This window comes from uncultured Mailhella sp. (assembly GCF_944324995.1).
Classification (GTDB): Bacteria; Desulfobacterota; Desulfovibrionia; order Desulfovibrionales; family Desulfovibrionaceae; genus Mailhella.
The window spans coordinates 91,020-104,318 of the sequence record NZ_CALUYL010000001.1; the positions used below are offsets into that span (position 1 = coordinate 91,020).

Below are 13,299 nucleotides of genomic sequence, written 5' to 3' on the forward strand. Positions count from 1 at the left end.
CAAAAAAAGCACCTGCGTTTTGCAAGTGCTTGAAATATCTGGTACCGGAAGTGGGACTTGAACCCACAAGGCATTGCTGCCGGCGGATTTTGAGTCCGCTGCGTTTACCAATTCCACCATTCCGGCCCAGCTGCTTCTATATAGATTTCAGGGCGTGAGGTCAACCTTTCCGCAGGCGGAACGCCTTTCAAAGGCCGAGATCCGCCGCTTCTCTCCCCTCCGCGCTTGCCTTTTTACCCCGAACACGCTACGCTCCATGCAAAATACGGATCTCACATGAACGACACCTGCCAAACCACAACGCACAGCGGCGACAGCCTGTTCTCCGACATGGAGGATTCCGGCTGCCAGTCTGCCGACGTTCCTCTTGCGGGGAACGCAGAGGCAGGAAGCGTCATGCCTTTCCGGTCGCGCGCCTTTTGCGGCGGCTCTTTCCATTTTTCCGTCAATCCGCCCCGCGTGGGGGCCCCTGTTGAGCCGGAGCCGACGACTGTCGGCGCCTGCCGTTGCGGCATGGTCAATTTTCCGGCCTGAACCCTTTTGTAAGGAGTATCGTCTTGGACGGCGAATCCCACAGTACCGTGTGGTCGAAACTTGGTGCTTTCTTTTCCGGCAAGTCTTCGGAAGATCATCTGGAACAGGCTATCCGCGAAGCGCGCGAAGACGGCGAGCTCAAGGCGGAAGAAGGTTCCATGCTGCTTTCCATCCTTTCTCTGGACGAGCTGCAGGTGCAGGACATCATGACTCCCCGCACCGACATCGACTGCCTGCCCTCCGGAACCACCATTCGCGACGCGGCAGGCGCCATCGTGGAAACCGGCCACTCCCGCCTGCCCATCTATAAGGAAACCCGCGACAACATCATCGGCATCGTCCACGCCAAGGACATGCTGAGCTCCCTCATGCAGGCCGATCTCCAGTCCTCGCCCGTGGACAGCATCATGAGTCAGCCCTTCTTCGTGCCCGAAACCAAGATCGCCAGCGAACTGCTTCAGGAATTCCGCAGCCGCAAGAATCATCTGGCCATCGTGGTGGACGAGTACGGCGGCACGTCGGGACTGGCCACCATCGAGGATCTGCTGGAAGTGATCGTGGGCGACATCGAGGACGAGCACGACGCCCCCAAGGAAGAGGACATCCGACCCATCGGCGAAGGGAAGTACGAACTTTCCGGACGCGCCTACCTGGAGGAACTCGAAGAGCTGGGCATCCATCTGGAATCCGACGAGGTGGACACCATCGGCGGCTACCTCAGCCTCGACGCGGGACATGTGCCTCAGAAGGACGAGGAGTTCCGCATAGGCGGATGGCTGTTCACCATTGCCGACGCGGACGCAAAGCAGATTCACACCGTCATAGCGACGCGCGAGGAATAACGCCTTTTCAGGGCCATGGGCACACGCTCATGGCCCTTGTTGTGTGCCCTGCGCCGCGCTTCGCCCCGCGATTTTCCGCAAAAGGCGCTCCTTCGCCGCGCATGCCAAACGGACGAAAAACGCCGGGCGACCGGCGCTGCGTTTTCTTTCCGCAGCGCAGAACAAGGACGCGCATGGAATCCTTCAGCTTTCCGCATCACTCGACGCCTCCGACGCGCCGTTTCCGCGGCGTTCTGCAGAGCCGCCGCACAAAAACAACGGCCGCCTTCCGCCCGAAGGAGGGGCGCAACGCTTGATTATCTCGGGGCAACGTGTAATCATACGCAAGTTTAAACCTACTTTAGGAGCGGAATATGCCTAAGCGTACAGACCTTAAGCGCATTATGGTCATAGGTTCGGGCCCCATTGTCATCGGCCAGGCCTGTGAATTCGACTATTCCGGTACCCAGGCCGTGAAGGCCCTCAAGGAAGAAGGGTACGAAGTCATCCTTGTCAATTCCAACCCGGCGACCATCATGACCGACCCCGGTCTGGCCGACCGTACCTATATTGAACCCATCGAACCCGAAACCGTGGCCGCCATCGTCCGCAAGGAAAGGCCCGACGCCATTCTGCCCACCCTCGGCGGTCAGACCGGCCTGAACACCGCCCTTGCCCTCGAAAAGATGGGCGTGCTCAAGGAATGCGGCGTCGAACTCATCGGCGCCAACGCCAAGGTCATTGAAAAGGCTGAAAGCCGCGAGCTGTTCCGCGCCGCCATGGAAAACATCGGCATCAAGGTGCCCCGCAGCGAAATCGCCCGCAACATGGAAGACGTGCGCCGCATCGCCGCGGAAATGCCCTTCCCGCTCATCATCCGTCCCGCCTTCACGCTGGGCGGCTCCGGCGGCGGCGTGGCCTACAACCAGGAAGATCTGGAAGAAATCGCCGCCGGCGGCCTCGACGCCTCCCTCACCAGCGAAGTGCTCATCGAACAGTCCGTGCTCGGCTGGAAGGAAATCGAAATGGAAGTCATGCGCGACCGCAAGGACAACTGCGTGATCGTGTGCTCCATCGAAAACCTCGATCCCATGGGCGTTCACACCGGCGACTCCATCACCGTGGCTCCGGTGCAGACCCTCACCGACGTGGAATACCAGAAGATCCGCGACGCCTCCATCGCCATCATGCGCGAAATCGGCGTGGAAACCGGCGGTTCCAACGTGCAGTTCGGTCTGAATCCCGAAAACGGCGAGCTCGTGGTCATTGAAATGAACCCCCGCGTGTCCCGCTCCTCCGCTCTCGCCTCCAAGGCCACGGGCTTCCCCATCGCCAAAATCGCCGCCAAGCTCGCCATCGGCTACACGCTCGACGAAATTCCCAACGACATCACCCGCGAGACCATGGCCAGCTTCGAGCCCGCCATCGACTACTGCGTGGTCAAGATTCCCCGCTTCACCTTTGAAAAGTTCGCCGGAGCCAAGGACGAGCTCACCACCTCCATGAAGAGCGTGGGCGAAACCATGGCCATCGGCCGCACCTTCAAGGAAGCGCTGCAGAAGGGTCTCCGTTCTCTGGAAGTCGGCGCGCCCGGCCTCGGCAGCCACTTCCGCGATCCGCTCCCCTCCATGGACGAAATCATGGCCAGGCTGCGCACTCCCAATTCCAAGCGCATCTTCGCCCTGCGTCACGCCATCCTCGCGGGCATGAGCGTGGAGGAAATTCACGCCGTCACCGCCATCGACCTGTGGTTCCTGCGCCAGATACGCGACATCGTGAAGATGGAAGGCGAGCTTCGCGACTTCGCCCTCGGCAACTCCATGACGCCGGACAATCCCGAGCTCGTGCGTCTTCTGCGCCGCGCCAAGGAATTCGGCTTCTCCGACAAGCAGCTCGCCGAAATGTGGAAGCGCCCCGAAAGCGACGTGGCCGCCCTGCGCAAGGCCACGAACACCGAACCCGTGTACTACCTCGTGGACACCTGCGCCGCGGAATTCGAGGCCTACACCCCCTACTTCTATTCCACCTACGAAACCGGCCGCGAACTGGAAGTCCACGATCGCAAGAAGGTCATCATTCTCGGCGGCGGCCCCAACCGCATCGGTCAGGGCATCGAGTTCGACTACTGCTGCTGCCACGCGTCCTTCGCCCTGCGCGACGAGGGCGTGGAAGCCATCATGGTGAACTCCAACCCCGAAACCGTGTCCACCGACTACGACACCTCCGACCGCCTGTACTTCGAGCCGCTCACCTTTGAAGACGTGATGCACATCGTGAAGACCGAGCAGCCCGACGGCGTCATCGTGCAGTTCGGCGGACAGACCCCGCTGAACCTCGCCGTGCCGCTGCAGCGCGCGGGCGTGCCCATTCTCGGCACCAGCCCCGACGCCATCGACCGCGCCGAAGACCGCGAACGCTTCCAGGCCCTCATTCAGAAGCTGCATCTGCTCCAGCCGCAGAACGGCACCTGCATCTCCCTCGACGTGGCCAAGGAAGAAGCCGCCCGCATCGGCTACCCCATCATCGTGCGCCCGAGCTACGTGCTCGGCGGCCGCGCCATGATGGTCTGCTACGGCCCCGACGACCTCGACGACTACTTCCACAACGTGGTGGGCACGGATACTCCCGAGCACCCCATCCTCATCGACCAGTTCCTTGAAAACGCCATCGAAATGGACGTGGACGCCCTCGCCGACGGCAAGGACGTGTATGTGGCGGGCATCATGGAACACATCGAAGCCGCGGGCATCCATTCCGGCGACTCGGCCTGCTCCCTGCCGCCCTACTCCCTGCCCGACAGCATCGTTGAGGAAATCAGCCGTCAGACCGTCGCCCTCGCCAAGGAACTGCGCGTGGTCGGTCTCATGAACATCCAGTTCGCCATCAAGGACGACAAGATCTACATTCTGGAAGTGAACCCCCGCGCCTCCCGCACCGCGCCCTTCGTGTCCAAGGCCACGGGCGTGCCGCTGCCGCGCCTCGCCACCCAGATCATGCTCGGCAAGACGCTCAAGGAACTCGATCCCTGGTCCATGCGCAAGACCGGCTACGTCTGCGTGAAGGAAGCCGTGTTCCCCTTCAAGCGCTTCCCCGGCGTGGACATCCTGCTCGGACCTGAAATGCGTTCCACCGGCGAAGTCATGGGCGTGGCCCGCACCTTCGACGAAGCCTTCCTCAAGAGCCAGCTCGGCGCAGGTCAGACCCTGCCCTCCTCCGGCAAGGTGTTCATTTCCGTGAACGACCGCGACAAGGAATTCGTGGTACCCATTGCGAAGTCCTACGCCGACCTCGGCTTCGAGCTGCTCGCCACCCGCGGCACCGCCACCCTTCTCAACGACGCCGGTCTCAAGGTGCAGCCCGTGCTCAAGGTGCATGAAGGCCGCCCGAACATCGTGGACATGATCAAGAACGGCGAAGTCGCCATGGTCATCAACACGGCGTCCGGCAAGCGCACCAATCACGATTCCCGCGCCATCCGGCAGACCACGCTGCACTACGGCGTGCCCTTTACCACCACGATTTCCGGCGCCCGCGCCATTGCCCGCGCCATCCAGCATCAGCAGAACGAGGCCCTTCACGTGGAATGCCTCCAGGACTACTATGCCGGATCGCCCAAAGGAGAACGCGCATGAAAGCTCTGCTCGCCCTCGAAGACGGCTTCGTCCTTGAAGGGGAATCCTTCACCGGTCCCATCGAACTGACCGGCGGCGAAGTCATTTTCAATACCGCCATGGCCGGCTATCAGGAACTGCTCACCGACCCCTCCTACGCGGGGCAGATGGTGTGCCTCACCTATCCGCTCATCGGCAACTACGGCATCAATCCCGACGACATGGAATCCGAAAAGGTTCACATGTCGGCGCTCATCGTCAAGGAATGCTGCAAGGAACCTTCCAACTGGCGCGCCACGGAAAGTCTGCCCGACTTTCTCATCCGCGAGGGCGTGCCCGGCATTGAAGGCATCGACACCCGCGCCCTCACCCTGCACCTTCGCAAGAACGGCGCCATGCGCGGCTGCATTTCCACCAGCATTCTCGACCCTGAAGAACTCGTGAAGAAGGCGCAGGCGCTGCCTTCCATGGAAGGTCAGAACCTCGTCACCCGCGTGGCTCCCGACAAGCCCTACCGCTGGGACGAGGCGACCGGACGCCCCGCGCCCGTCGCCCTGAACGCCGACGGCTCCTACGACTGGCCCGCCGGCAAGGCGCTTCACATCGTGGTCTATGACTTCGGCATCAAGTGGAACATCCTGCGCCTGCTCAGCAGGCAGGACATGGAACTTCTCGTGGTTCCGCCGTCCTTCACCTGCGAACAGGTCAAGGCCGTGAACCCCGACGGCGTGTTCCTCTCCAACGGCCCCGGCGACCCCGCCACCCTCAAGCCGGAAATCGCCGAGATCGCCAAAATGGCGGAAATCTTCCCCATCGGCGCCATCTGCCTCGGCCATCAGCTTCTCGGCCACGCCCTCGGCGGCACCACCACCAAGCTGAAGTTCGGCCATCACGGCGTGAACCATCCGGTCAAGAACCTGCTCACCGGCCGCATTGAAATCTCGTCCCAGAACCACGGCTTCTGCGTGATTCCGCCCGAAGGCGTGGAAAAGGTGTACGTGAACCTCAACGACGGCACGCTGGAAGGCTTCCGCCATCCCACGAAGCCCATCATGACCGTGCAGCATCACCCCGAAGCGGCCGCCGGTCCCACCGACAGCCGCACCTTCTTCGCCGACTACAAGGACATGGTGATGAAGGCCAAGGCCGGAAAGTAATCCCCGCGCATTCCGGATCGAAAACCCTTCCTCTGGAATGAACCGCGCACGAAAAGGGGGAGAAAGAACACGCCGTTCTTTCTCCCCTTTGTGCATTAATTTTCCCATGTCCGGCAAAAGCCCGCCCTCCGCTCCTTTTATCCGCCTCCGGCAACGAGGTCAGACGGCATGAAAACGGCCGACAAACAGCTCCTGCTGACGGAAATTCTGCTGCTTCTCGGCGCGGCCGTCAGCTCGCTCATGCTCGCCTCATCCATCCAGCTCTTCACCTTGTACTTCTTCCCCTACTTCATCGGCGCGCTCATGGCCGGAATACGCCCTCAGGGCCGCGTCTGGTGGAAGCAGGCAGGAAAAGTGCTGCTCTACGCCTCCGTCATTCTCATCATCGAGCTGTTCGGTCTGGTCCAGATCTGGCATGACCCCGACGAGGGAGCCTACCTGACCGACCGCGAACTTGCGGGCGTTATTCTGCTGCTGTGGGCCGTGCATGCGCCCGTGCTCATCGGCAGCGTGTCCTATGTGGTGAGCCGCCTCATTCCGGACAAGTCATAAGCGCCCGGCGGCTGCGCCCGCCCTGCCGCGGCATCCCCAGACCTGCACCCGGAGCGCTCAGGGCGGCCCTGCTGCTTCATGGCTGCGCACATGCGGAGGCCTGCGCCCGCAGCGCTTCTGCCTTCCCCGCCGTTTTTTCCGTTCGTGCTCCCGACCTTCCCCGTTCCGGGCCGCGCCCCCGGAACATGCCGACGCGCAAAACCGTGTCCGCACGTCTTCCGTTTCGCGCAGAACACATTGGCTTTTAGCGGAAAAAGCCTTATCTTCCCGGAAAGGAACACAGGTTTCGCGCCCCTCTTTTGCGGACGGCGAGATCTGCGCTCAGGCGTTCCCCCAGCGCGGAGCGCGCTCCTTTTTTCCGCGCCGGACAGGCGCAACAAACGAGGACAACATGAACAAGGAAACCTTTGAGGCCCGCCGGGAAAAACTGCGCCGCCTCATGCACGAAGAAGGGCTCGACGCTCTCATCGTCAGTCAGCCCGCCAACCGCTTCTATCTCTCCGGCTTCGAGCTGCACGACTGCCAGTGCAACGAAAGTTCGGGCTGCCTCATCGTCATGAAGGACGGCAAGGACTGGCTCTGCACCGATTCCCGCTACGAAGAGGCCGCAGCCCAGCTCTGGGACAGGGAGAGGGTGTTCATCTACCGCGGCGCGTCCTCCGAAGCGCTCAACGGTCTGCTCAAGAGCCTGTGCGGCTCCGGCGTGGTCGGCATGGAAGCCGAACACCTCGCGTGGAGCTATGTGCAGCGCCTCGAACCCGGACTCTCGCTCAAGGCCGCCGACGGACTGGTGGAGCAGCTGCGCGAAGTCAAGGACGACGAGGAAATCCGCCTCATCGCCGAATCCGTGGCGCTCAATCACAAAATGCTCGAATGGCTGCCTTCCGTGCTGGTTCCCGGTCAGGATGAAGCGGGCGCGGCCTGGGCCATTGAAAAATACTATCGCGAACACGGAGCTTCGGAACTGAGCTTCCCCTCCATCGTGGCCATGAACGCCAACGCGGCGCTCCCCCACTACGCCCCGGAAACGCCTTCCGTGTTCACGGAAAACTGCATGGTGCTCGTGGACGAAGGCTGCCGCCTGAACCGCTACTGCTCCGACCAGACCCGTACCTGCTGGATAGGCGACAAGCCCTCTCCGCGCTTCACGGAAATGCTCGACCGCGTGCAGGAAGCGCAGCGGCGCGCCATTGCCGCGCTGCGTCCCGGCGCAACGGGCAGGGAGGTGCATCAGATTGCCGTGGACTACTTTGCCTCCTGCGGCATGGATCAGTACTTCACCCATTCGCTGGGGCACGGCGTGGGCCTGGAAACCCACGAAGGGCCGCGCCTCAGCCCCACAAGCACGAAGCCTCTTCAGCCCGGCATGATCGTGACCATCGAACCCGGCCTCTACTTCCCCGGATGGGGCGGAGCCCGCTGGGAATACATGGCCGTGATTACCGAAGACGGCTGCCGGGTGTTCTAAGCCCCGCAGGCAAAGGCGACGAGCGGCCCGGCCTCGCTCCCCGCGGCGGAAAAACGCCGTCCGCCCCGCAGAAGGGCGTCGGATCCCGGAGAGAAGCGCCACGCCTGCCGGGCTGCGGCGCTCTGGACGATTCCGGGAGCATGATTATCTTTTCTTTGCCGGAGAAGAAGCTGCCCTCTTCCGCGGCGACACATCCACTCTTCAGGAGACTCGCATGATTCACCCCGAAAAGCGGCATTTCATCATTGTAGCCAAGACTCTCGGCATTCAGGTTCTGCTGTTTGTCGGCATTCTGTTCGTGGTGTGGGGCTCGCAGAAGCTCTACACCCTCATTGATCCGGTGAAGTTCCCCGTCTATCAGGCGGAAATCAAGGACAACATGACGGATCAGGAAAAGGGCGCGGCGCTCCTTTCCTCCCTCACTCACCGCATGGACGCGGAACTCTCCTCCACCTTCGGCTGGACGGCCAACGACATTCTGTTCAACCGCTGGATCATGGACAACCGCGCCTATCGCCAGTTCGGCACCTACGTGGCCACCAAGATGCTCTTCGACCACTATTCCACGGTCATCGCCAAGCTCGGCAACAACGACCGTGAAAACGATCTGCTCTACAACGCCCGCCTCAACTACTTCGCCATCAGCCCCCAGCGCTGGGGCATGCTCTTCATTCCCTCGGCCGAAGGCTCCTTCAAGAAGGCCCTTTCCATGACCGAGCAGTACAAGAAGGATCTGCTGGCCGGCAAGGCCGTGTACAACTGCCGCACCGACGACATTTATTCCGCCTTCAATCTCATTCTGGGCGAAACGGTGTTCGGCTACGCGCTCGGCCTGCTCAACGACAGTCAGGATCTGCCCTTCTACACGCTGGACAACCGCATCTATGAAGCGCAGGGCGTCATCCTGGTGGTGCGCGACTACCTCAAGACCATGTATGAACTCTACCCCGAAATAGGCACCAAGAACAACGAACAGAACATGGCCGAGGCCATGCGCTACATGGACCTCATCTGCAATTACGATCCCATGTACATCACTTCGTCGTTCAACTCGGGCGAGCTCATCATTTCCTACCTGCTCTTTGCCCGCAACCGTCTCACCGACATCCGCGACAGCCTGAGAATCTGATTTTCCGGCGTCCGCCGTCATTTCGGCGCGGGAGCGATCTCCCGCGCCCGCCCGTCAACCCCAGGGGAAGGAACGCGTTCCTTCCCCTTTTTCCGCAGGCGCATCCGCCATGACAGAACATCATTTTCCCCTCTCTCAGGAAAGACTCGCGGCCCTGCGCCGACTGTTTCATCAGCACCCCGAAACCGGCATGGCCGAATTCTGGACCACAGCCCGCCTGGCCGAAGAACTGGAAGCCTTCGGCCTTTCGCCCGTAGCGGGAGACGCCGTCACCGCGCCCGAAGCCCGCATGGGCGTGCCTTCGCCGGAAGTCATGCGCGACGCGCTGCAGAGAGCCGAAGCCGAAGGCGCCTCGCGCGCGTGGCTTGAGCGCATGAACGGCACGACCGGCCTTGTGGTGGATCTGCGCCCCGACCTGCCCCTCGGCACCGTGCTGCGCTTCGACATCGACGCCGTGAGCGTGCAGGAAAGCGCCTCGCCTGAGCACCGCCCGACAAAGGAAGGCTTCGCCTCGCTCCACGACGGTCTCTGCCACGCCTGCGGACACGACGGCCACATGGCCGTCGGTCTGGGACTCGCCGCCGCCCTCGCTCCCCTGCGCGCCGAGCTGAAACACAACGTGCGCCTGCTCTTTCAGCCCGGCGAGGAAGGCTGCCGCGGAGCGCGCGCCATGACCTCCGCCGGATGGCTGAACAGAGCGCGGCATTTTCTCGCCGCGCACATCGGCATGTGGGCCGATCAGGATCACGCTCTCGTGTGCGGAGCCCGCGGCTTTCTCGCCACCACGAAGTTCGACGTGGAATTCCGCGGCCGGGCCGCCCACGCCGGGGCCGAACCGGAAAAGGGAGCCAACTCGCTGCTTGCCGCGGCAAGCGCCGCCCTCAACATGCATGCGCTGCCCCGCCACGGTCAGGGCGACTCGCGCATCACCGTGGGCATGCTCGAAGCCGGAAGCGGACGCAACATCATTCCCGATCACGCGCGCATGGTCTGCGAAACGCGCGGAGCCACCACGGCCGTCAACAACTACATGTTCGAGCACTGCCGCGCCATCATCGAACACACGGCCGCCATGTACGAACAAGCCTGCTCCGTCCGCCTCATGGGCGGCTCCGACAGCGCAGACAGCGACGATTCGCTGCGGCGCGTCGTCCGCGAGGCGGCCCGCGCCGTGCCCTGGTTCCACGAAGAACTCATCCGCGATTCCGCGCCCGGCTTCGGCAGCGACGACGCCTGCGTTCACATGGCCGCCGTGCAGAAGCAGGGCGGCGACGCCGCCTACTTCATGCTGGGAAGCCGCCTTGCCGCAGGACATCACGCCCCGGACTTCGACTTCAACGAAGACGTGCTTTCGCCGTCCGTGGAACTTCTGACACGCGTGACGCTCGCCCTCGACAGGGCGTAAACGCCTTGACGATGCAGGGGCGTCCCGATTTCGGAACAGATTGACTTGACGGGGAAAAACAGCATATTTTTGCCATAGTTTTTCTTCGTACGCGCGTTCCGAAGAGAAGTTCCGTCATCCCTGCGCGACAGCATGACGCCGCGCAAACATTCAAGGAGAGAACATGAAAAAATTTCTGTCCTGTCTGGTCACCGGTCTCGTCAGCGTCTTTCTTCTCGCCTCCGTCGCCCTCGCCGAGGACGTGAAGACCGATTACTTCACGCTTGCCCTCTCCGACGGCTGGACCATGCCCAAGCCCGTGCAGAGCGCCAACGGCGCAGTGGTCGCCATCGTGCAGTATCCCGACGGCAAGGGCGCAGTGAGCGTGACCGTCACGCCGGCGCCGCTTCCCGCCAAGGATCTTGCCGTCCAGACGCTCAACAACATGAAATCGGGCGGCTTCACCGTTTCCGAGCCCGTCGCTTCCGGCGACTCCTATGTCGGCGAATTCTCCCAGCAGCAGGCCAGGGGAGTCAGCTACTTCACCTCCAACGGCAAGCTCGGCAGCGTCATCACCATCGTCGGCACCGACACCAAACCCGGCAAGGACTTTCTGAACAAAAACTTCAAGTCTGCCGATGCAAAACTCTTCCCCGCCTCGTTCTGATCCGCAACAATGCCCCTGCGCAGAAAAAACGCCGTTTCGGCATTGATCTGCGCGGACGGCAAAGATTCCGAAAGCCGACGATCCGACGCCCTTCGCAACGGACGCCGGCTTTTCTCTGATCCTCAAGCGACGACAACGCTCCGATACGACCGGCAAACATGCATTGCGACAAAATTCCGCCCCTTTCGACTGCAAATGCCCCATGCACCGCGCGAGGTGAAAGGTCACAACCTGTCGCTCGCGAATAAAAAGCAGGAACTTGCGGCACTTCCGTGCAACACCGCGTGCCGGAAAAGCCTGTTCACAATGAACTTTCCGCCGGAGCCGACAAAAATCACTTTTCTGATTTTTTCTCCTCAATTTTTTTCGTTCACTGTGAAGAAGCACTTTGTGCAATTTTTATTTTTTATAATATCAAAGGGGTATCACATCTTTTTCATGACGTTGTCTTGAGAAAAAAACTACACGAAAAAGATTCGTCTTTAATATCAAAAACCCCTTGCCTTAGTTGGGGTTTTCCCTTTATCTTAGTAGCGTAAAAATTATATCTAGTCCGTTGACTTTTATAACCCTTCGGGGAGGGTATGTCATGATTAGTCCCAATCTCGTCAAAGACCTGAGTGCTCTGCTGGGCGCTGAAAACGTGTTCACCAGCGAAGCCGACAGGCAGTGCTATTCCTACGACAGCGCCGTGCTGCCTCCCAAGGTGCCGGCGCTGGTTCTTCGTCCCACGCAGACGGAGCAGATCGGCGAAGTCGTCCGTCTGTGCTATGAGGCGGGTCTTGCCATCACCGTGCGCGGCGCAGGCTCCAACCTTTCCGGCGGCACCGTGCCGGATACCGTGGACAGCGCCGTCATCCTCACCAACAGCCTCCAGAAGATCCTCGAAATCAACACCGAAGATCTGTACGCCGTGGTGCAGCCCGGCGTGGTCACCGCCCAGTTCGCCGCCGCCGTGGAAGCGAAGGGCCTCTTCTATCCGCCCGATCCGGGTTCCATGTCCGTGTCCACGCTGGCCGGCAACATCGCCGAAAACGCCGGCGGTCTGCGCGGCCTCAAGTACGGCGTCACCAAGGACTACGTCATGGGCCTGGAATTCTATGACTACGAAGGCAATCTGGTGAAAACCGGCTCCCGCACCGTGAAGTGCGTGACCGGCTTCAACCTGGCCGGTCTCATGGTCGGTTCCGAAGGCACCATGGGCGTCATCAGCAAGGCCATTCTCAAGCTGGTTCCGCCGCCCCGCGCCTCCCGCGCCATCACCGCCGAATTCGCCGACGTGCAGGACGCCGCCGACGCCGTGGCCGCCATGATCGCCGCCCACGTCGTGCCCTGCACTCTGGAACTGCTCGATCAGGCCACGCTGAAGTATGTGGAAGCCGACCAGAAGATCGGCCTGCCCGTGGACGCCGCCGCCATGCTCCTCATCGAAGTGGACGGTCATCCCGGTCAGGTGGCCGACGAAGCCGCCATCGTGGAAGAAGTGCTCAAGAAGTGCAACGCCACCGGCATTCATCTGCCCAAGGACGCCGAAGAAAAGAACAAGCTGTGGGCCGCCCGCCGCAACGCCCTGCCCGCGCTTGCCCGCGCCCGTCCCACCTGCGTGCTGGAAGACGCCACCGTGCCCCGTTCCAAGATTCCTGCCATGATCAAGAATCTCAATGAAATCGCCGCCAAGTACAAGGTGGACATGGGTACCTTCGGTCACGCCGGCGACGGCAACCTGCATCCCACCATTCTGTGCGACAAGCGCGACAAGGAAGAATTCTCCCGCGTGGAAGCCGCCGTCGATGAAATCTTCGACGTGGCTCTCAAGCTCGGCGGCACGCTGTCCGGCGAGCACGGCATCGGCACCGCCAAGGCCAAGTGGATGGAAAAGGAAACCAGCAAGGGCACCATTCTCTTCTCCCAGCGCATGCGCCGCGCCATTGACCCCAAGGGCCTGTTCAACGCCTGCAAGATCACGGGGATGTAGT

General features: G+C 61.6%; 9 protein-coding genes and 1 tRNA gene. 9 read left to right on the forward strand and 1 reads right to left on the reverse strand.

Annotated features, from left to right (window positions below; genetic code table 11):
* Positions 1–39: 39 nt before the first annotated feature.
* A tRNA-Leu gene (locus Q0K02_RS00440) sits at positions 40–126 on the reverse strand.
* Between the two features lie 431 nt (positions 127–557).
* Here Q0K02_RS00440 and Q0K02_RS00445 point away from each other — a divergent pair.
* The 9 genes from Q0K02_RS00445 to Q0K02_RS00485 all read left to right on the forward strand — a co-directional run bounded on the left by Q0K02_RS00445 (position 558) and on the right by Q0K02_RS00485 (position 13,298).
* Entirely contained in the window at positions 558–1,376 is an 819-nt protein-coding gene (locus tag Q0K02_RS00445) for a hemolysin family protein (protein ID WP_294483934.1), read from the forward strand.
* Positions 1,377–1,729: 353 nt separating this feature from the next.
* The gene (gene carB / locus Q0K02_RS00450) at positions 1,730–4,987 is read left to right on the forward strand and encodes a carbamoyl-phosphate synthase large subunit (RefSeq protein ID WP_294483935.1); all 3,258 of its coding nucleotides are present in this window, start codon (positions 1,730–1,732) and stop codon (positions 4,985–4,987) included.
* Complete coding sequence (gene carA / locus Q0K02_RS00455; RefSeq protein WP_294483937.1) at positions 4,984–6,123, forward strand: glutamine-hydrolyzing carbamoyl-phosphate synthase small subunit; 1,140 nt, start codon at positions 4,984–4,986, stop codon at positions 6,121–6,123. The genes carB and carA overlap by 4 nt, the downstream gene beginning before the upstream one ends.
* A gap of 168 nt (positions 6,124–6,291) precedes the next feature.
* Positions 6,292–6,675 carry a hypothetical protein gene (locus Q0K02_RS00460; RefSeq protein ID WP_294483939.1) on the forward strand — a complete coding sequence of 128 codons (384 nt, stop codon included), beginning with the start codon at positions 6,292–6,294 and terminating at the stop codon, positions 6,673–6,675.
* A gap of 391 nt (positions 6,676–7,066) precedes the next feature.
* On the forward strand, positions 7,067–8,143 hold the full coding sequence (locus tag Q0K02_RS00465) for a Xaa-Pro peptidase family protein (RefSeq protein ID WP_294483940.1): 1,077 nt from the start codon (positions 7,067–7,069) through the stop codon (positions 8,141–8,143).
* A 214-nt stretch (positions 8,144–8,357) separates the two neighbouring features.
* Positions 8,358–9,272, forward strand: coding sequence for a DUF2333 family protein (locus Q0K02_RS00470; protein ID WP_294483942.1), 915 nt, complete (start codon positions 8,358–8,360; stop codon positions 9,270–9,272).
* 109 nt (positions 9,273–9,381) lie between these two features.
* Positions 9,382–10,677, forward strand: a complete 1,296-nt coding sequence (locus Q0K02_RS00475) for an amidohydrolase (RefSeq protein ID WP_294483943.1) — start codon at positions 9,382–9,384, stop codon at positions 10,675–10,677.
* A 163-nt stretch (positions 10,678–10,840) separates the two neighbouring features.
* Positions 10,841–11,323, forward strand: a complete 483-nt coding sequence (locus Q0K02_RS00480; protein ID WP_294483944.1) for a hypothetical protein — start codon at positions 10,841–10,843, stop codon at positions 11,321–11,323.
* Between the two features lie 589 nt (positions 11,324–11,912).
* Complete coding sequence (locus Q0K02_RS00485; protein ID WP_294483945.1) at positions 11,913–13,298, forward strand: FAD-linked oxidase C-terminal domain-containing protein; 1,386 nt, start codon at positions 11,913–11,915, stop codon at positions 13,296–13,298.
* The last annotated feature ends 1 nt before the right edge of the window (position 13,299 follow it).